General features: G+C 66.4%; 19 protein-coding genes, 1 rRNA gene and 2 pseudogenes. 12 read left to right on the top strand and 10 right to left on the bottom strand.

The window, feature by feature from the left end:
* Window positions 1-118: ribosomal RNA gene (locus tag DV704_RS10775) — 16S ribosomal RNA — on the top strand; the annotation flags it as partial.
* A 48-nt stretch (window positions 119-166) separates the two neighbouring features.
* On the opposite strand, the gene DV704_RS10770 is transcribed toward DV704_RS10775, so the two are convergent.
* Window positions 167-787: a YceH family protein gene (locus DV704_RS10770; protein WP_114799581.1), complete on the bottom strand. Its 621-nt coding sequence runs from the start codon at window positions 785-787 to the stop codon at window positions 167-169.
* A 58-nt stretch (window positions 788-845) separates the two neighbouring features.
* Here DV704_RS10770 and DV704_RS10765 point away from each other — a divergent pair, with 58 nt between their 5' ends.
* Together DV704_RS10765 and DV704_RS10760 are read left to right on the top strand one after the other, a co-directional pair.
* Complete coding sequence (locus DV704_RS10765) at window positions 846-1,874, top strand: zinc-binding dehydrogenase (protein ID WP_114799580.1); 1,029 nt, start codon at window positions 846-848, stop codon at window positions 1,872-1,874.
* Between the two features lie 243 nt (window positions 1,875-2,117).
* Window positions 2,118-2,675, top strand: coding sequence for an NYN domain-containing protein (locus DV704_RS10760; RefSeq protein WP_114799588.1), 558 nt, complete (start codon window positions 2,118-2,120; stop codon window positions 2,673-2,675).
* On the opposite strand, the gene DV704_RS10755 is transcribed toward DV704_RS10760, so the two are convergent.
* A complete protein-coding gene (locus tag DV704_RS10755) occupies window positions 2,672-2,965 on the bottom strand; it encodes a hypothetical protein (RefSeq protein WP_114799579.1) in 294 nt (97 codons plus the stop codon). The two genes, DV704_RS10760 and DV704_RS10755, sit on opposite strands and share 4 nt — an antisense overlap.
* Before the next feature lie 54 nt (window positions 2,966-3,019).
* On the opposite strand from DV704_RS10755, the gene DV704_RS10750 reads away from it, so the two are divergent.
* The 3 genes and pseudogenes from DV704_RS10750 to DV704_RS10740 all read left to right on the top strand — a co-directional run.
* Window positions 3,020-4,090 carry an N-acetylmuramoyl-L-alanine amidase gene (locus DV704_RS10750; RefSeq protein WP_114799578.1) on the top strand — a complete coding sequence of 357 codons (1,071 nt, stop codon included), beginning with the start codon at window positions 3,020-3,022 and terminating at the stop codon, window positions 4,088-4,090.
* Window positions 4,091-4,107: 17 nt separating this feature from the next.
* A complete protein-coding gene (locus DV704_RS10745; protein WP_114799577.1) occupies window positions 4,108-5,175 on the top strand; it encodes a C45 family peptidase in 1,068 nt (355 codons plus the stop codon).
* 15 nt (window positions 5,176-5,190) lie between these two features.
* A pseudogene (locus tag DV704_RS10740) lies at window positions 5,191-5,667 on the top strand (macro domain-containing protein); the annotation flags it as partial.
* On the opposite strand, the gene DV704_RS10735 reads toward DV704_RS10740, so the two are convergent.
* On the bottom strand, window positions 5,659-6,855 hold the full coding sequence (locus DV704_RS10735; protein ID WP_114799575.1) for a TCR/Tet family MFS transporter: 1,197 nt from the start codon (window positions 6,853-6,855) through the stop codon (window positions 5,659-5,661). The pseudogene DV704_RS10740 and the gene DV704_RS10735 sit on opposite strands and share 9 nt — an antisense overlap.
* Window positions 6,856-6,919: 64 nt before the next feature.
* On the opposite strand from DV704_RS10735, the gene tsaE reads away from it, so the two are divergent.
* Complete coding sequence (gene tsaE, locus DV704_RS10730) at window positions 6,920-7,342, top strand: tRNA (adenosine(37)-N6)-threonylcarbamoyltransferase complex ATPase subunit type 1 TsaE (RefSeq protein ID WP_114799574.1); 423 nt, start codon at window positions 6,920-6,922, stop codon at window positions 7,340-7,342.
* A gap of 1 nt (window position 7,343) precedes the next feature.
* On the opposite strand, the pseudogene DV704_RS10725 reads toward tsaE, so the two are convergent.
* Window positions 7,344-8,451 (bottom strand): annotated as a pseudogene (locus DV704_RS10725) (type IV pilus twitching motility protein PilT).
* A 228-nt stretch (window positions 8,452-8,679) separates the two neighbouring features.
* Between DV704_RS10725 and DV704_RS10720 the strand changes: the two are divergent.
* Window positions 8,680-9,114, top strand: a complete 435-nt coding sequence (locus DV704_RS10720; protein WP_114799573.1) for a universal stress protein — start codon at window positions 8,680-8,682, stop codon at window positions 9,112-9,114.
* Here DV704_RS10720 and DV704_RS10715 read toward each other — a convergent pair.
* The 3 genes from DV704_RS10715 to lspA all read right to left on the bottom strand — a co-directional run bounded on the left by DV704_RS10715 (window position 9,111) and on the right by lspA (window position 10,737).
* A complete protein-coding gene (locus DV704_RS10715; protein WP_114799572.1) occupies window positions 9,111-9,554 on the bottom strand; it encodes a hypothetical protein in 444 nt (147 codons plus the stop codon). The genes DV704_RS10720 and DV704_RS10715 overlap by 4 nt on opposite strands.
* A 10-nt stretch (window positions 9,555-9,564) precedes the next feature.
* Window positions 9,565-10,182, bottom strand: coding sequence for a nitroreductase family protein (locus tag DV704_RS10710; RefSeq protein ID WP_114799571.1), 618 nt, complete (start codon window positions 10,180-10,182; stop codon window positions 9,565-9,567).
* 72 nt (window positions 10,183-10,254) lie between these two features.
* Entirely contained in the window at window positions 10,255-10,737 is a 483-nt protein-coding gene (gene lspA, locus DV704_RS10705; protein WP_114799570.1) for a signal peptidase II, read from the bottom strand.
* A 95-nt stretch (window positions 10,738-10,832) separates the two neighbouring features.
* Here lspA and DV704_RS10700 point away from each other — a divergent pair, with 95 nt between their 5' ends.
* Genes DV704_RS10700 through DV704_RS10685 form a run of 4 tightly spaced genes read left to right on the top strand, consistent with a single transcriptional unit; the run spans window position 10,833 to window position 14,158 of the window.
* Window positions 10,833-11,129: a L28 family ribosomal protein gene (locus DV704_RS10700; RefSeq protein ID WP_114799569.1), complete on the top strand. Its 297-nt coding sequence runs from the start codon at window positions 10,833-10,835 to the stop codon at window positions 11,127-11,129.
* 58 nt (window positions 11,130-11,187) lie between these two features.
* Window positions 11,188-11,898, top strand: a complete 711-nt coding sequence (locus DV704_RS10695; protein WP_114799568.1) for a M23 family metallopeptidase — start codon at window positions 11,188-11,190, stop codon at window positions 11,896-11,898.
* Window positions 11,899-11,913: 15 nt separating this feature from the next.
* A complete protein-coding gene (locus tag DV704_RS10690) occupies window positions 11,914-13,026 on the top strand; it encodes an AI-2E family transporter (protein ID WP_114799567.1) in 1,113 nt (370 codons plus the stop codon).
* Between the two features lies 1 nt (window position 13,027).
* Window positions 13,028-14,158 carry an AI-2E family transporter gene (locus DV704_RS10685; RefSeq protein ID WP_114799566.1) on the top strand — a complete coding sequence of 377 codons (1,131 nt, stop codon included), beginning with the start codon at window positions 13,028-13,030 and terminating at the stop codon, window positions 14,156-14,158.
* A 72-nt stretch (window positions 14,159-14,230) separates the two neighbouring features.
* Here DV704_RS10685 and mltG read toward each other — a convergent pair whose 3' ends face one another.
* Genes mltG through alaS form a run of 3 tightly spaced genes read right to left on the bottom strand, consistent with a single transcriptional unit; the run spans window position 14,231 to window position 18,348 of the window.
* Window positions 14,231-15,256 (bottom strand): endolytic transglycosylase MltG, encoded by a 1,026-nt coding sequence (gene mltG / locus DV704_RS10680; protein WP_114799565.1) that lies wholly within the window; start codon window positions 15,254-15,256, stop codon window positions 14,231-14,233.
* 3 nt (window positions 15,257-15,259) lie between these two features.
* A complete protein-coding gene (gene ruvX / locus DV704_RS10675; RefSeq protein ID WP_114799564.1) occupies window positions 15,260-15,661 on the bottom strand; it encodes a Holliday junction resolvase RuvX in 402 nt (133 codons plus the stop codon).
* Window positions 15,662-15,702: 41 nt separating this feature from the next.
* Window positions 15,703-18,348: an alanine--tRNA ligase gene (gene alaS / locus DV704_RS10670; RefSeq protein WP_114799563.1), complete on the bottom strand. Its 2,646-nt coding sequence runs from the start codon at window positions 18,346-18,348 to the stop codon at window positions 15,703-15,705.
* Window positions 18,349-18,385 lie beyond the last annotated feature (37 nt).

The following is an 18,385-nucleotide window of genomic DNA, read 5'->3' as shown; positions in this document are numbered from 1 at the left end:
GTGGGCTTTACCTGAAGTCGCTGGGAGCCACAGGCAGGCGCCTAGGGTAAGGCTCATGACTGGGGCTAAGTCGTAACAAGGTAGCTGTACCGGAAGGTGCGGCTGGATCACCTCCTTTCTAAGGAGATATCCTGCGGGTCCTTCCCTTCCAAGGTATGAAGGCGCCCTACGGGGCGCCTTTTTTTATTAGCTCCTCCACCCACCGGCGCAACTCCCGCAGCTCGGCCTCGAGGGCCTCCACCCTTTTTTCCAGCTCGCTCTTGGCCTCTGCCGGTACTACCGGCGAGGGTGCGCCTGCCAGCAGGTGGGCGTAGCGGGCCTCCCGCTCGCCGGGCCGGCGCTCGAGGCGGGTCACCAGGGGCTGGGGGGCCAGCTCCATCAGCCGCTCGATCACCGCCTCCACCTCCTTCAGGCTGGCGAAGCGGTGGTTCATGCTCTCAGCCCTGGCCCGAAGCTCTCCCAGGGTCTGGGGGCCCCGCAGCATCAGGAGGGCCATCAGCACGGTGGCCGGGGGGTCCAGGCGGTACTCCCGGTCCAGGAACTGGCGGTATTTGGGCGCTCGAGCCCCCGGCTCGCGGAACATGCCGCAGAGTTTTTTGCGCTGTAGAGCGTCCAGCGCTTCCCGCACCTCGGCCTCGCTCAGGCTCATCACCGGGTTGCGGTTGTTCTTCTGGTTGGCCCCGAGCCGGATGGCGTTCTCGGTCAGCGGGTAGTTCTCCGGTGTGGCGAACTGTTTTTCAATCAGGGTGCCCAGCACCCGCACCTCGATTTCGGATAGGGGCTCCACGCCGCCATTTTATTGGGGTTTGACGCTCCTCGTCGCCGGTGTCAGAATGGCCCTGCGTATGCGAGCCGTGCGGATGGAGGCCCGGGGGGGGCCTGAGGTCCTGCGGTACGGCGAGGTGCCCGACCCTCCGCCGGAAGCGGGCCAGGTGCGGGTCCAGGTCAGGGCGGTGGCCCTCAACCACCTGGACATCTGGGTGCGCAAGGGCGTGGCCAGCCCCAAGCTTCCTTTGCCGCACATCCTGGGCTGCGATGTGGCCGGCGTGGTCGAGGCGGTGGGGCCGGGGGTGAGCGGCCTGGTGCCGGGCCAGGCGGTGGTGGTCAACCCGGGGGTTTCCTGCGGGCGCTGCGAGCGTTGCTTGGCGGGGCAGGATAACCTTTGCCCCGACTACCAGATTCTGGGGGAACACCGCTGGGGAGGGTACGCCGAGTTCGTGGTGGTACCTGCGGCTAACGTGTTGCCCAAGCCCGAAAATCTGAGCTTTGTGGAGGCTGCCGCGGTGCCCCTCACTTTCCTTACTGCCTGGCAGATGGTGGTGGACAGGCTGCAGGTAAGGCCGGGGGAGGACGTGCTGGTGATGGCGGCGGGCTCGGGGGTTTCGGTGGCTGCCATCCAGATCGCCAAGCTCTACGGGGCCCGGGTCATCGCCGCGGCCGGCAGCGAGGCGAAACTGGCCCAGGCCCGGGCCCTAGGGGCCGACGAGGTGGTGGACTACAGCCAGCCCGAGTGGTTCAAGGAGGTGCGGCGGCTTACCGGCGGAAAGGGGGCCGATGCGGTGGTGGACCACACCGGCGCGGTCTACTGGGAGGGCGTAATCAAGGCCACGGCCTGGGGCGGGCGCATCTGCCTGGTGGGGGCCTCCTCCGGCTACGAGGCCCTTACCCCTCTTGCCCATATCTTCTACCGCCAGCTTTCCATCCTAGGCTCCACCATGGCCTCCAAGAGCCGTCTGTACCCCATTTTGCGCTGGATGGTTCAAGGCCGGCTCAAGCCTGTGGTAGGTGCGGTGCTGCCCCTGCCGCAGGCTGCCGATGGGCACCGGTTGCTGGAGGAGCGGCGGGTATTCGGCAAGGTGGTGCTGGAAGTGTAAAACCCTGGTTTCCGCGACAGGCCCAGGCGGCTGGGTTCTTTGGGCGAGAGGCGGTTTAGGGGGCTCCGTTACGCGGCTTGGAAAATGCCTTTGAATGTCGCATGATGGAAAAGGCAGAGCAAGGGGTGGCCCTGTCCGGCTTGGTCATGATGCCTGAAGGGTCCGGATGGTGTTCCGGCCTGCAAGGGTGTATCATGCACGCTTTGCGGAGTGGGCGACCCTCTGCTGGTAGGAAGTGTAAAGATGAAAACGGCGCTATTCATTGATGGGTCTTACATGTACGATGCGGCGAAGCGTTTGGGGTGGAACATAGACCACCGGAAGGCCATCGGGGTCTTTGCTCGTCCCGAAGAGCTGTACAACGCCTTTTACTACGCTCCTGTGACCGACAGCAACGACGAGAGGCAGCAGAAATTCCTCGACGCCCTCGTCTTCATGGGCTACACCGTGCGCAGCCGCGAAACCCACGGCGACCCCCGTTTTGAGGCCATGATTGCCACCGATCTGCTGGTGACTGCGCCCCGCTGGGAGCGGGCGGTGCTGGCCAGCGGTTCGGGGGACCTTGCCCATACCTTGGCGGCCCTCAGGGCCATGGGTAAGGAGATACACCTCCTGGGGGTGCCCGAGCTCACCGACCTGGAGCTGCGCAACCAGTGTGACCGATACATCGACCTACGCGAGATGCAGGCCCAGCTCGAGCGCACCGGCGGGGGGCGGCGGGTTTATCCCAGCCTTGGCGAGGATAGCACCGCCACCGAGAGCAGGCGGCTTTTGGAAAACCTCGAGGACGAGCTGCGCTAGGGGTCTTTCCACTCGCGAATGGGCACCAGCTCGCCGCCCTCCACCACCTTGCGGACCGGGCGGTAGGCGCGGTCGAACCAGATTTCCAAAACGGCCCGGTCCAGGTGGCGGGGCGAGACGACCACCTTGCGCACGTAATAGCCTCCCTCGTCGGTAGCAGAGATTTCGCCGCCTTTGGTGATGCGCAGCTCCACCACCTCCATGTGGCGCTTGGTGCGCACCCGCACCCGGAAAGCGGAATCCCCTTCCCGCTTTACGTGTTCGTCGGGCTTGCGAAACAGGCCGAACATACCCTAAGTCTAGCCTTTGGGACTCCTCAGAAAAGCCCGTTATACTCGCGGTAGATGCGATTGTCTGCTTTTCTGGTGCTGTTTTTTCCCCTTGCGCTGGCTTTTCCCCGCTTGGGGCTGCACGAGGGTTACACCCGGCTGGTCTTCGACCTGGACGCCAGGGCGCAGTACCAGATAGCCCAGACCGCGGACACCCTTACCCTGCGCTTTACCGGCGTGGCCCCAAGCCCTAGCGATACCGAGGTGGGCTCACCCCAGGTGGCCTCCTACCAGGTGGTGCCCACCCCCCAAGGGGCCCAGGTCTTCGTGCGCCTCAGGCCGGGGGTGGAGGTCAGGACCACCCTGCTGGACGATGGGCCCCGCCGGCGGCTGGTGGTGGACGTGCTCACGGTGAACCGGCCTGCCTCCCAAGCCCCCAGCCGCACCAACACCAGGCCTGCCCCCCCTCCCAGGATTGTGGTGCTCGACCCGGGCCACGGGGGGGTGGACCCGGGGGCGGTGGGTTTTGTGGTGGAGAAGGAGGTTACGCTGGACCTGGCTTTGCGGGTGCGGCGCATTCTGGAGCGGGAGGGCATTCAGGTGGTGCTCACCCGCGAGCGCGATGTCCACCTTTCCCCCAATAAGGCCACCGACCTGGGTCTGCGGGCCGAGATGGCCAACTCCAGGCGCAACCTGTTCGTTTCTATTCATGTCAACAGCGCCCCCAACCCCGCCCAGGGTATAGAGGTCTACTACTTCGGCAACACCCTGGACCCGGCCCTTCTGGCCCAGGTAATCCGGGAGAACGGTGGGGGGGAGCTGGGCCGGCGCCTGACCCGCGAGGCCCAGCAGGTAAGCGAGCGGCTGATGAGCGATCTCATCGCGCAGTCCAACCTCAAGTTTTCCCGTCAACTGGCCCACTACGTGCAGGCCTCCTTGCTCCAGGCCACCGGCGCGGTGGACCGGGGGGTGCGGCAGGCGCCCTTCTACGTGCTGCGCAACGCGCGGATCCCGGCCATTCTGGTGGAAGTGGGCTTCGCCAACCACCCGGTGGAGGGGCGCAGGCTCCAGACCTCGGCTTACCGCCAGGCCCTGGCCGAGGGGCTGGCCCGCGGTATTCTGCGCTTCCTTGGCAACGGGGGTTGAACCTCCATAATAGGGGCGTGCTGCCCTACCTGCGCCTTTCCGGAACCCCCTACGAGCAGGGCCTGGCCCAGGGCAAAGCCCTGGCCGAGGCCATTGCGCACAACCTGGAGCTTTACTTCCGCCGTTTCGAGGTGGAGTGCCGGCTGGTCCCCGCTGAGGCCCGCGAGCGAGGGGCGCGGTACCTGGAGGCCATCCGCCGGCAAAGCCCGGCCTATGCCCAGGGTATGGAGGGCATTGCAGCGGGCTCGGGCCAGCCTTTGGTGGACATCGCCACCCTCAACGTGCGCTACGAGCTCGTCTACCACCAGTTCAGCCATGAGCCCCCCAACGGCTGCACGGCCTTTGCTCTGATGCCTGCCTATAGCGCCGACGGCAGGCTCTGGATGGGGCAGAACTGGGACTGGATGGAGGGGGTGCGGGGGGCCGTTCAGCACGTTACCGAGCCCGACGGCACGCGGGTGCTGGCTTTTACCGAGGCGGGGATCTTCGGGGGCAAGATTGGCCTCAACTCGCATGGGCTGGGCCTCTGTATCAACGGCCTGGTCTCTAAGGGCGACGACTGGGCCCTTCTGGCCCGGCCCTTCCACCTGCGCACCTACGAGGCCCTGCGCGCCAGGAACCTGGAGGAAGCCAAGCGCATCCTGCTACAGCGGCCCCATGGCACCTCGGCCAACTTCTTGGTGGGGCAGGGCGGTCGGGCGGTGGACCTCGAGGTCTCGCCCATGGGCATCGCCCTTTGGGAGGACGAGCGCCAGTTGGTGCACGCCAACCACTACCTGGACCCCGGGCGTTTTGGCATCGAGGTGCCCCCCATCGAGTGGCTCGACCGCTCGCACCATCGGGCCGAGCGGCTAGGCCAGCGCCTCAGGGAGGTGGAGCGCCCAGGGTTGGAGGACCTCAAGGCCGCGCTTGCTGACCGCGACGGGGCGCCCTACGCGGTCTGCCGCACCGCCAGCCCGGAGGAGTACGCCTTGGGTGAGCCCTACCGCACCGTTGTTTCGGTGATCATGAACCTGGGCACCGGGGAGCTTTGGATTTCCGATGGTCCGCCCCACGAGAACCCCTACGTCTGCTACCACGTCTAGGGGTAGAATGCGCCCATGGCGCGCATCCGGGTGGCCCAGGGCGATATCACCGAGTTCGTGGGGGATGCCATCGTCAACGCGGCCAACAACCGCCTGGTTTTGGGCTCGGGGGTGGCGGGGGCCATCCGGCGCAAGGGGGGTCCCAGCATCCAGGAAGCCTGCGACCGGCACGGACCCATCCGGGTAGGGGAGGCCGCGCTCACCGAGGCCGGGCGGTTGCCGGTGCGCTGCGTGATTCACGCCGCGGTGCTGGGCGATGAGCCGGCCAGCCTCGAGACCGTGCGGCGCGCTACCCGGGCCGCTTTGGGGCTGGCCCTGGAAAAAGGCCTGCGCACCCTGGCCTTTCCCCTGCTGGGCACCGGGGTGGGGGGGCTTCCCGTGGAGGAGGTGGTGGCGGTGATGCTCGACGAGCTGCTCCAGGCCCCCGAGGCCCTGGAGATCACCCTCTACGGCTACACCGAGCGCGACGCCGAGGCCATCCGGCTAGGCCTTGCGGAAAAGGCGGGCGGTGTTGAGCGCGGCCAGCAGGTAGAGCAGGCTGCCCACGAAGAAGGGCAACCCGACTAGGGCGGCTGGCTCCAGCCGGGCAGCCAGGGCGAACAGAAGCCCGCCCACAAGCCCCCCCACGGCCACCGTAAGGCTTTGCACGCCCGATAGAGCCCCTTGTAGGGCGCCCTGGGCCTGGGGGGAGACCTCGCGGGTCAGGAGGGCTTGGGCGAGCGGCTGCCCCAGGTTGCCCAGGGCGGCCAGGGGGATGACCGCATACATCATCCAGCCCTGGGTGGCGAGGCCATATAGGGCGTAGGCAAAGACCCCCAGGCTTTGGGCCAGCAGCAACGCCCGCCGTTCCCCCAGCCAGGCCACGGCGGGCCGCACCAGCCCGGCCTGGACCACCACCCCGCCCAGCCCGACCAGGAAGAGCGAGAGGCCAACCTCGAGCGGCCGCCAGCCAAACCTGTAACCGGTGTACAGCACCCATACGCTCTGCAGGATGCCAAAGGCCAGAAAAACCAGCGCCAGGCTCGAGCTAAGGCCGCGCAGCACGGGGGTCTTGCCCAAAATGCCCAGGGCAGCGAAGGGGTTGAGCGACCGGGCCTGGGGCTGGCGTTCTGGCCTGAGCGATTCTGGCAGCGCGAAGTAGCCGTAGAGGAAGTTCAGCAAGGCCAGCCCGGCTGCGAAGTAGAAGGGCAACCGCAGGTCCAGGTTCCCCAGCAGCCCCCCCACCACCGGCCCCAGCACGAAGCCCATGCCGAAGGTAGCCCCAACCAGGCCGAAGTTGCGCGCGCGCTCTTCGGGTTTGGAGATGTCGGCGACGTACGCGTTCGCCGTCGCCAGGCTGGCGCCCAGGGCCCCAGCGATGAGCCGGGCCAGGAACAGCACCCACAAAGACTGCGTCAGGGCCGCAACCAGGTAGTCCACGCCCGTGCCCAGCGACGAGGCCAGGAGCACCGGGCGGCGCCCGTAGCGGTCGGAGAGCATGCCTAAGATAGGGGCGAAGGTAAACTGCATCAGCGCGTAGGCAGCGAAAAACAGGCCGTTGAGCCTGGCGCCGGCCTCCACGCTGCCCGATAACTCCTCGATGAGCTTGGGCAGTACCGGAATCACCAGCCCCAGCCCCATAACGCTGATGAGCACCGAGGCCAGGATGAACGGCATGGAGGCGGTGCGGTTTGGGACCATGGCCGCGCTATTATGACACCCCCAGACCTGGCCGATGGAGCCCGCGGCTATATAAGCTGGGGGTGTGCTGAGGAGCCTCGAGGACACCCGCGCCCTTGCCCAGAAGCTTGCGGAGAAGCTGCCTGCCGGCAGCCTGGTGCTCCTCACAGGGCCTGTGGGTGCAGGCAAGACCACCCTGGTGAAGTTCATGGCCGAGGCCCTGGGCTTCAGGGGCGGGGTGACCAGCCCCACCTACACCCTCATCCACGAGTACCCCACCCCCCAGGGCCTGTTGGTGCATATCGACGCCTACCGCCTGGAGGAGCAGGAGGAACTCTACCGCCTGGGCCTGGAGGACTACCTGCCGGAGGCCCGCCTGGTGCTTGTGGAGTGGGGGCGGCCCGAGGTTTTCCCGGATAGCCTCGAGGTGCGCCTAACCCCTGTGGGGGAAGAGCGCCAGGTGGAGCTCATTCCCCATGGCCGGGCTCAGGTGCCCAGGCTGGCCTGAATCAGTCGGTAGGTTGGGCAGCGTCCACCAGGGTCTGGCGCGCGGCGTTGATCTGCAGAGCCTTGACCTTGACGTACTGGGCGCTGGTGGCATGGGCCAGGGCCGTGGGGAGGTCGATTTGGTCGCGGGCGTAAAGCTCGGCCAGGTGGTCGTCGAAGGTCTGCATCCCATCCAGGGAAGAGTCCTTGAGGGCTTCGTAGATCTCGTGGGTGCGGTTGGCGTCCTTAATCAGGTCGCGGATGCGCAGGGTGCCCTTCAGGATCTCCATCGCGCAGACCCGCCCCCCCCTGTTTCCCGGGCAGCAGCCGCTGCGAGACGATGCCCACCAGCGATTCGGCGAAGAGAATGCGGGCCACCTCGCGTTCGTGGGGCGGGAAGAGGTCCAGCACCCGGTTCACCGTGCGCACGGCATCCAGGGTGTGCAGGGTGGAGAGAACCAGGTGGCCCGTCTGGGCAGCTTCCAGAGCGGCGGCAGCGGTGGCGTGGTCGCGAATCTCTCCAATCATGATCACATCGGGGTCCTGGCGCATGGCCGCTACCAGCCCATCCTTAAAGCTGGGCACGTCCTGCCCTATCTCCCGCTGGACCACAATCGACTTTTTTCCCTTGTGCAGGTACTCGATGGGGTCCTCCAGGGTGATGATCATTTTGGCGTGGTGCCGGTTGATTTCGTCGATGATCCGGGCCAAGGTGGTGGACTTGCCTGAGCCGGTGGGCCCGGTGACCAGCACCAGGCCTTTTTCCTGGTCGCGGAAGTACTTGAGGATCTCCTGGGGCAGGGAGACGATTTGCAGGCGGCTTTCGTCGGAGTTTACCACCCGCATCACGCAGCTCACCGAGCCCCTTTGGCGGAAGAGGTTGACCCGGAAGCGGGCCACCCCAGGGACTGAGTAGGCCAGGTCCACCTGTTGGCGCTCGGAGAAAAGAAGCTTTTGCCGCTCGCTGCACATCATCTCTACCAGCGCCTCGGTGTACTGGGCGGTGAGCGGGTTTTGCGTAACCGAGACGAGTTTGCCGTTGACCCGGGCCATTATGGGCAGGCCCGCGTGCAGATGAATATCGGAAACGCCTCGAGCGACCAGACCGGCGAGAAGCTCTTGGAAGGTCATACGGGTCGATTCTAGGCGGATGGCCTGGGACAGGAAGGGTCAGGTACACCAGGGGTTGTTACGTTAATTCTGTGCGTTTGCGCTTGCCCCTGCGAGCTGCTGTTTTTCCTTTTCTCATCGCACTTTTTCCCCTCGACGGGGCGTTACGGTTGGGGGAGGGGGCGTTACGTGGGGGTTTTTGTCCCGGGGGCCCGGGGCTAGACTTAGACTCTGAAGCCGGGGGGAGCCATGTACAAAAAAATCCTGATGCCCACCGATGGCAGCGCGGCCAGCCAGAAGGCCATACGCGAGGGGCTGGAGCTGGCCAGGCACACCGGTGCCAGCGTGACCTTCCTTTATGTGCTGGAGAGCATCAGCTACAGCCTCTGGATTAGCCCTGAGAGCGTGCCCTATGGTCTTGAGCTGGTGGAGGACCTCAAGCGGGTAGGCCAGGAGGCCCTGGACAGGGCCGCCGAGCTAGCCCGGGCCGCTGGGGTAGCCTACGAGACCAGGCTGGTGGAGGGCCGACCGGTAGAGGTCATTCTGGCCGAGGCGAGACAGCACGACCTGATTGTGATGGGCACCCATGGGCGCAGCGGGTTGGACCGTTTCATGCTGGGCTCGGTGACCGAGGCGGTCCTCCACCGCTCCGATAAGCCAGTACTGGTGCTGCGCAGCCGCTAGCCCAGCCGCAGCAAGGGCCGCCACCAGGGGGTGGCCAGAAACACGAGCAGGATGCTGGCCCCATACCACAAAAGGCTCAGCCGTTGCTTTAGCGCGGCCTCTTGGGCTTTTTTCACCCGGCTGCCGCCTAGGTGGGCCAGCACCACCGCAGCCAGCATGGCCACCCAGTGTTCGGCCAGGAAGAAGCGGGTGGGGTGGGCCTGCATGGCCTGGGCCATGTTGGCGTACATTCCTTGCATAAAAGGGCTCGTCAGCATGAGCAAAACCCCCACCAGCAGCTGCAGGTCCATCAGCCCGGTATAGGCCAGGGCCGCCCGCCGGTCGGCTGGGGTGTAGCTTTGGCTTAACAAGCCCTTCACGCTTCGATAGAGCAGATAGATGGCTGCCAGCAAAACCAGCCAGCGGGCCAGGTTGTGTATGGCCAGCAGAGGCTCGTACATGTAACCCTCCTCAGCGCCACTGCACCACCCGCTCCAGGCTGTGGCGGTGGTGCTGGTAGCCGTTTTCGTCGGCCACCCCTATGGGCAGCAGGGCGGTGATCTTCACGTGAGCCGGCAGTTCCAGCACCGCCTTGACCCCTTCCTCGTCAAAGCCCCCCATGGGCACGGTGTCGTAACCGAAGGCGCGGGCCAAAAGCATGAGGAAGCCCAGGAGAATGAATCCCTGGCTCTTGCCCCATTCTTCCCGCTCCTCGTCGGTCTTGTGCTCCCAGGCCCGGCGCAGGTTGGTTGCCCGAAGCTGCTTTTGCTCCTCGGAGAAGCCTGGGTGCAGGGTTTCCTCTACCCGGGCCAGGGCATCCTTCATATCGCTGTAGATTACCAGCACCGCAGGGGCCGAGCTGACCTGGGCCTGGTTGTGGGCCACTGCCCGCAAGCGCTCTTTCAGCTCCTGTTCGCGCACCACCACCACCCGCCAGGGCTGAAGGTTGTTGGAGCTGGGGGCCAGCAGGGCCAGGGACAGGATTTCCCGCAGGTGGTGTTCCGGTACGGGGTTAGGTTTGAACCTGCGAATGCTCCGGCGGGAAAGCACCGCCTCTTTAACCGTGAGGATGCGCTCGAAGGCTGCCATACGAGGCCAGTCTAAGCAGAGGGGGAAGGGGTAGTGTATGGCGCTTTACATACTGAAGTGGGATGGGCGGTTTCAACGCGGTTTTTTGCGCTGAGGCAGTAAGAGCAGCAGCGCCCCCACCACCACGCAGGCATCGGCCAGGTTCCAGATGGGGTAGTTGTCCAGGAAGGCCAGGCCGGTGCGGTTGATGTCGATGTAGTCCACCACCCAGCCGTGGCCGAGCCGGTCGATGGCGTTGCCCAGAGCGCCTGCGGCCACCAGGGATAGGGCCACCTGCTGGAGGGGGCTTGTTTTTCGGAGGCTCAGGTAAAGGAGTATCCCGAAGCCCACCGCCAGGCTGACCCAGACCAAAAGCCGGGCCCCGCCCTGGAAAAGGCCGAAGGCCGCCCCGCTGTTTTTCACAAAGGTCAGGTCCACCACCCAAAAGAGGTGGGTGATGAAGACGGCCCCCGGGTCGGGCTCGAAGATGCGGGGCCCCACGGCCCAGAGCACCGCGAGCTTGATGGCCTGGTCGGCTACAATGAGGGCGGGGACCAGCCAGGTGGCGACGTTCACGGCTGGAAAGTCTAGCATGGGGGCCCCAGGGTATGCTATACTCGGCAGCGTTGCCTTGAGGCCGGGGAGCTCCCCGGGCTATCTAGGAGCTTGTCATGTCGAAGATTTGCGAGATCAGTGGAAAGCGCCCCATCGTGGCCCGCAGCATCATCACCCGGGGCAAGGCCAAGCGCGAGGGCGGGGTAGGGAAAAAGGTCACCGGCTACTCCAAGCGCTGGCAGGAGCCCAACATCCGCAAGGTGACCGTGCAGGTGGCCGGCCAGTCCGTTACCTTCCGGGTGGCGGTGAGCCACATGCACAAGGTTTACGAGCTGGTAGACCGGGCCAAGGGGATGAACCTCGAGGGACTTACCCCCAAGCAAATCAAAGCCCGGCTGCTCAGCCTGCTATAGGGCCTATGGCCGCTCAGGGGGCCTGAGGGCCCCTTTTTTTGTTGGGTAGAATAGCAGCATGCCCGTTAAGCCCGGCTGGATTGTGCTGGCGCTGCTTGCACTCATCGTCCTTTGGCAAGCGCTCCAGTTATCCGGGGCCCGGCGGCAGCTCGCGGGCTTGGAGCTCGAGGTGGCACGCTTGAGGGAGGCCGTGCAAAAAGGCCCGGGAGGCTTCACCCTTCCTCTGCCCGGGGCTTGCCTGCCCCAAAGCGACGCCAACCTACCCGGGGCTCCCCGCCCCTACCGCAAAGGGGTCAATCCGGGCTTCGTATTTGTGGATGGCGATGCCTGCGTGCCGGTGCGCTACGGCATGGGGGTGGTGGCGGCAGCGGGCGGCGAGGTGGTCAAGGCCGAGCTGGACTACGAGGAGCCGAGCCGGGCGGAGTTCGAGGCTTTACTGCGGGCGGTGGCGGGCGGGGCCAGCCCGGCCCAGATGGACCGGTTGCGCGGGCGGGAGGTCTGGATCCGCCACCCCGGCGGCCTCACCACGGTCTATGCCCACCTGGCGGAGATCGCCCCTGGTATCCAGGTGGGCCGCCAGGTGTACAAGGGGCAGTGGATTGGCCGGGTGGGCAACAGCGGCACGGAGGCCGCCTACAGAGGACAGGAGGGGGCCCGGCTTCTATTCGAGCTTTGGGATGGCGAGCCGGACCAGGACCGCTTCTTTGGCCAGGGGCTTACCCCTGCGGCCCTGCGGGCCAGGGCGCGGCTCGAGTTCGGCCTGCCCTAGGGTATCGTATACCCGATGCGCCAGGACTTGCTCGAGGTTTGGAAGTACCTGTGGGTGCGGGTTGCGGTCTACCTGCTGCTGGGCTACCTGCTCCTGCAGGGGCTTTTTTTCATCCTGGGGGGGGCGCGGGCCGCTTTGGTCACCCTGGCCCTGGCCTTCGTCTTCGCCTACCTTACCTCGCCCATCGTGCGGGCGCTGGAACACCGCCGGGTCCCCCGGGCCCTGGGGGTCACCCTGGTCTACCTGGGGGTGGGGCTTTTTTTGGGCCTTTCCTCCTACCTGATCGCCGACATGGTGAGCGTTCTGGCCCGCTTCAGCGCGGACCTACCCCGGCTGCTGCAGCCCCTTTTGCTCTGGGTGGACAACCTGCCCACCCGGGTGGGGCAGATCGAGATTCCCCCGGCCCTGGAGGGCATCTTCGCCCAGGTGGCCCAGAGCCTCCAGACCCTTCTGCAGGGCTTCACCCAGACCCTTCTACAAGCCCTCCAGGCCCTGCTGGCCCAGGGGGGGAACCTGGTGGGCTTTTTGGCCTCGGTGGTGGGGGGGGTGCTGCAGTTTTTCGTAGCGCTGATTATCTCCATCTACCTGCTCTACGACCTACCCCGGATTGCCCAGGCCCTCCTCGAGGCCGTCCCCCGGCCCTACCAGCCGCTGGCGGTGGACATGGCCGCCAAGCTCGACCGGGCGGTGGGGGGGTATCTGCGGGGGCAGCTCCTGGTATCGGCCTTTGTGGGGGTTTTGGTGGCGGTGGGATTCTGGGTCTTCGGGGTGCCGCTGGCCGGGGCCCTGGGTTTTCTCGCCGGCGTGTTCAACCTGGTGCCCTACGCCGGGCCCATCATCTCCACAGTGCCGGCGGTCTTGCTGGCGCTGACGGCCGGCGGGTGGTCCCAGGTGCTGGCGGTGCTTTTGGTGGTGGTGGTGGCCAACCAGCTTGAGGCCCACCTTCTGGCCCCGCGCATCCTGGGCCAGGCCACCAGCCTGCACCCGGTGAGCGTGATCGCGGCCATTCTGATTGGCGCGAGCCTCTACGGCTTTGCAGGGGCTTTGCTGGCGGTGCCCCTGGTGGCCTTCTTGAAGGTGCTTTACCTCGAGTTCTACCAGAAGAGCCGCTTCTACCAGGAAGGCTAGTATGCGCAGCACCTTGAGCGGAGCCTGGCAGAACCTCTGGGTACGCTTTGGGGCCTACCTGGTTTTGGCCGGCCTGGCCTTTTTGCTTCTGAGCTGGCTGGCCAACGGAGCCCGGGGGGCGCTCAGCATCGTGCTAGCGGCCTTCGTGTTTTCTTACGTGGCCGGCCCGGTGGTGGACTGGTTCGAGGCCCGGCGGTTAGGGCGGGCTTTGGGGGTGGTGGCGGTGCTGGGGGGAATGCTTTTTGTGCTGGCCCTTTCCACGGCCCTGTTGGCCGGAATGGTGGGTCAGCTTGCCCGCTTTGCCGCCGGTCTGCCCCGGCTTCTAGAACCCCTCGTGGGCCTGGTTCAGGAGCTATCCGAGGGCCGGGTAGAGCTGCCGCCCTTGCTGGCCGAGGCTTTGGCCCAGGCCACCCTGGGCCTGCAAGACCTGCTGCAGGCCTTCGCCCAGATTTTGCTGCAAGCCCTGCAAGGGGTTTTGGCCCAGGGAGGGAACCTGCTGGGCTTCCTTGCCGGGCTTTTGGGGGGGGTGTTCCAGCTTCTCACCGTGGTCACCATCTCCATCTACCTGCTCTACGACCTGCCCCGGGTGGGGGCTGCCTTGCTCCAGGTTGTGCCCGAGCCCTACCAGCCGTGGGCTAAGGAGCTAGCCCAGAAGGCCGACCGAGCCTTTGGGGGGTATGTGCGCGGTACCATCCTGGGTGCGCTGGCCAACGGAGCGGTGGTAACCCTGGCCATGTACCTGTCCTTCGGCATCTTCCAGGGGTTGGGGCTCGAGGTTCTGAGCCAGGCCCTGGTGCTCGGGTTTTTGGCCTTCATATTCAGCTTTGTGCCGGTGCTGGGGGTGATCATCTCGGCCATACCAGCGCTGGTGCTGGCCTTGCCCTTGGGCTGGCTGGCCTTTGCGGTGGTGGCCTTCGCCCTTTGGCTTTGCAACCAGATTTCTGGCTTCATCTGGCCCATCATCATGGGTCGCACCACCAGCCTGCACCCGGTGACGGGCATCACCGCGGTGCTGGTGGGGGCCTCGCTGTTCGGCCTGGGGGGGGCCTTGCTGGCGGTGCCCCTGGTGGCCTTCTTGAAGGTGCTCTACAGCGACTACTACCTGAAAAGCCGCTTTTACCGCGAGGGGTGAGGAGGGCCCAGCGCGGGGCCGAAGCCGCTTTCAGCGCAAACGGGAAAATGCCCGGGTCTTCCTCCCGGAGGGCTAGCGATAGTACCGGGCCACATCGCGCAGATGCCCCTCGAAGTCCACGTTCAGGAAAAGCCGCCCCTGGGCGTGGAGGAAGTAAAGGTACTTCTGGCCCTTTTCGTTGGTGCGGACCGGGTTGAGCACCGCTCTTAGGGCCTCGGCCCCGGGGTTGCCGATAGGACCCGGAGGCAGGCCGCGGCGGGTATAGGTGTTGTAGGGGGTGTCCTTTTCGAAGTCACCCGCGCTGCGGTTGAGCTCGGGCAGGCGCTTGCCCAGGCCGTAGGCCACGGTGGGGTCGGCCTGAAGGGGCATGCCCAGCTCCAGGCGGTTGAGGAAAACCCCGGCAATCACGGGTTTCTCGCTGCTGTTGGCGGCCTCGGCCTGGACGATGGAGGCCAGGGTCACCCAGGCGTGGACGCTTTCCAGGCCCAGCTCGCGCAGGCGGAGCCTGGCCTCGGGGGTGAACTCCTGGGCCATGCGGCGGGTCATGTGCTGGATGATCTCTTCTGGGGTGATGTCCAGGGGGAACTCGTAGGTGGCGGGGAAGAGGTAGCCCTCCAGGGTGGGCCCCTGGGCCTCGGCCGGGCGCAGCTCGGGGGTGGGGTTCCTGACCAGCTCCAGAAAGCGGGGGCCATCCAGGTTGTTCTCGCTCAGCCGCTGGGCCATATCTGCGGCCCGCCAGCCCTCGGGAAAGGTGATGCGCACCGTGAGGGGGCGGCTTTGGTCAGTGAGGGCCAGGGCGACGGCCCGCAGCCCCCTGCCCTCGAGCCGGTAGTACCCGGGCCTCAGGTGTTTGTCCTGGCCGGAGAAGCGCAGGTAGAGGGCGAAGAGGTAGCCCGAACGCACCAGGCCGGCCTGCTCCAAGGTGCGCCCCACCGCCTGGGCCCCGCTGCCCCGCGGGATGCGCACCTCGGCCACCACCCCGGTAGGGCCCATCAGGTATAGCAGGTAGCCGAGAAGCCCTGCCAGCGAGGCGAACATGAAGATTACCCCCCGCAGGATCCAGCGGTTGGGGGATTTGCTCTCGGTGGGCCCCTCCATGGCCTAGACCCCCAGGTACGACTCGAGCAGGGCGATGGCCGCTGCCTCGTCCAGCCGGCCCTTTTCCCGCCGGAGGCGCTTCGGGGCCTCCCGCAGGCGTCTTTGCCCTAGCTGGGTGGTGAAGCGCTCGTCGAAGAGCTCGACCTCGAGCCCCACCCCCCGCAGGGCCTCCGCCAAGGCCAGCACCCGCTTGGCCTGGGCGCTGGGCTTGCCGTCGGTGCGCAGGGGCAGGCCCACCACCAGGCGCTGGGCCCCCTCCCGCTCGGCCAGGGCCTTGAGGGCCTGGAGGTCTTCTGCCAGGCTTCGGCGCACCAGATAGCCCCGGCCAAAGGCCCAGGGCCGGCCCACCTCGCCCACCGCCAGCCCAATGCGGGCCTCGCCCACGTCCAGGGCCAGCACCTTCATAGGCCCTTATTATGAGGAACGCCAGAGCGGAAAATGTGAGGTCAGGCGAGGGCCTCCTCCAAAGCCCCCAGGGCCCGTTCCAGGTCGAAGCCGCCGCCCTGGGCGATGGCCCCCCGCCCGCCCCCACGGCCTCCGGCCAGCTCGGTCAGCCTCCTCATCACCCTCCCAGCGTCCAAACCCCGCTCCAGCGCGGCCTTGCCCACCTTGATGACCAGGTTCTGGCCGGAGCCCAGGGCCACCACATCGGCCCTGTGCTTTTCCAAAAGCTCGTCGGCAGCGCTGCGTAAAGCGCCAGCCTCGAGCCCATCAATCCGTACCGCCAGGTAGCGTAGCCCGTGGGCCTCCTTGAGCGAGACCCCCTCCTTGCCCAGCCTGGCCCGGGCCAGCTCGAGCCTAAGCTGCTCCACTTCCCGCTCGCGGGCCTTTAGCTCCTCTAGCAGCCTGCGCACCCGCTCGGGAAGCTGCTCGAGGGGTACCCCCAGTTCCCGGCTCAGCCCCTGCGCCCGCTCCAGCGTCTCCCGCACAAAGGCCACCGCCGCTTCCCCGGTCAGGGCTTCGATGCGCCGGACCCCTGCGGCCACCGCTTCTTCGCCCACGATTACGAAGCTGCCAATCTCCCCGGTGCGCCGCACGTGGCAACCCCCGCAGAGCTCCTTGGAGACCACCTGGTCCAGGCTGCCCTCCACCGTGACCACCCGCACCACATCCCCGTACTTCTCGCCGAAAAGGGCCATGGCCCCCTCCTTGCGGGCCTCCTCCAGGGGCTTGTAGGCGTAACTGACGGGAAAGTCGGCCTGGATGAAGCGGTTGACCAGCCGCTCAATTCGGGCCAGGTCGCGGGGGGCGATGGGCTCGAACTGGGTGAAGTCGAAGCGGAGCCGGTCGGGCCCCACATAGCTCCCTCTTTGCTGGGCGTGGGGGCCTAGCACGGCCCTGAGCGCGGCGTGGAGCAGGTGGGTGGCGGTGTGGTTCCTCTCGGTATCGCGCCGGTGGGGGTCCACCAAGGCCCGAACCACGGTCCCGGCCCGCAGGGTGCCTTCCTCCACCCGGGCCAGGTGCAGGAAGATGCCCTCGGGGCTCTTCTGGGTGGTGTGCACCCTGGCCCAACCCCCCGGCCACTCCAGCACCCCTGCGTCGCCCACCTGGCCCCCGCCCTCGGCGTAGAAAGGGGTACGGTCGAGCACCACCTGCACCTCGGTGCCCGCAGGCGCCTCTTCAATGGTCTGCTCCCCCGCCAGCAGGAGCTTGACCGAGGCCTGGGCCTCCAGGCTCTCGTACCCCAGGAAAGGGGTGCCCCCGTAGTCGGCCGCCAGCGCCGCCAGGGCCTCGTTGGAGCGCCGGAAGAGCTCCCGGCTGAAGGCCGCCGCTGCCCGGGCCCGCTCCTGCTGCTCTTCCAGGGCCTTCTCGAAGCCCTCGGTGTCCACCCGAATCCCCCGCTCGCCGGCTATCTCGACGGTCAGGTCCAGGGGAAAGCCGTAGGTGTCGTATAGGGTGAAGGCCTCCCGGCCCGAGAGGGTGTCGCCGGGCGAGAGGCCCTCGAGCATCGCATCAAGGCGCTTGATGCCGCTTTCCAGCGTGCGCAGGAACTGCTCTTCCTCAATCTTCATCTGCTTTTGCACGCTCTCCAGGTTGGCCCGCAGCTCCGGGTAGACCCCCCCCATCACCTCCGCCACCACCGCGGCCAGCCGGTGCATGAAGGGCTCGCGCAGGCCCAGCAGGTAGCCGAAGCGCACCGCCCGCCTTAGCAGCCGGCGCACCACGTAGCCCCGGCCGGTGTTGGCGAAGTGCACCCCGTCGGCCAGGATGAAGGCGACCGCCCGGGCGTGCTCGGCCATCACCCGGTGGGCCACCGAGCGGGGGCCCTCGTAGCTCACCCCGGTGAGCTCCACAATCTTCTCGATGAGGGGCCTGAACTCGTCGGTCTCGTAGAAGTCGGTGACCCCCTGCAGCACCATGGCCACCCGCGAAAGCCCCATGCCGGTGTCGATGTTGGGCTTGGGCAGCGGCTCCAGCACCCCCCCGTCCTTGCGGTTGTACTGGGGGAAGACCAGGTTCCATATCTCCACAAAGCGGTTGGACTCCCGGGTCTCGTAGTAATCGGCCCAGGTGTCCGAGCCAAACTCGGGCCCCCGGTCGTAGTAGATCTCGCTGCAAGGACCGCAGGGGCCGTTGGGACCCTGGGTGGGGGCATTTTGCGGCCAAAAGTTTTCATCGGCCCCGAAGCGGTGGATGCGCTCCGGGGGTACGCCCACCCGCGTCCAGTGCTCGAAGGCCTCATCGTCATCGATGTAGATGGTCACGTAGATGCGCTCCGGCTCCAGCCCCAGCCACTCCTTGCTGGTCAGGAACTCCCAGGCCCACTCGATGGCCTCTTTTTTGAAGTAGTCGCCGAAGCTGAAGTTGCCCAGCATCTCGAACACGGTCTGGTGCCGGTTGGTGCGGCCCACGTTCTCGATGTCGCCGGTGCGCACCGATTTCTGGCAGGTGGTGACGCGGTACCACTCCCCCTCCACCCCGGGAAAGACCGGCTTTTTGCCCATGAAGTAGGGCTTGAGGGGGGTCATACCGGCGTTGATGAAGAGCAGGGTGGGATCGTCCTCGGGCACCACGCTGAAGCTGGGGAGGCGCAGGTGGCCCTTGGACTCGAAGAACTTGAGGAACTTCTCGCGAATCTCGGCCGTGGTCATAGCAGTACGCTCAGCAGACCCAGCATAAGAAAACTTC

Source organism: Meiothermus sp. QL-1 (genome assembly GCF_003351145.1).
Taxonomy (GTDB): domain Bacteria; phylum Deinococcota; class Deinococci; order Deinococcales; family Thermaceae; genus Meiothermus.
Note: the sequence above shows the minus strand (reverse complement) of the source record. Positions and strands in the feature narration are given on the sequence as shown.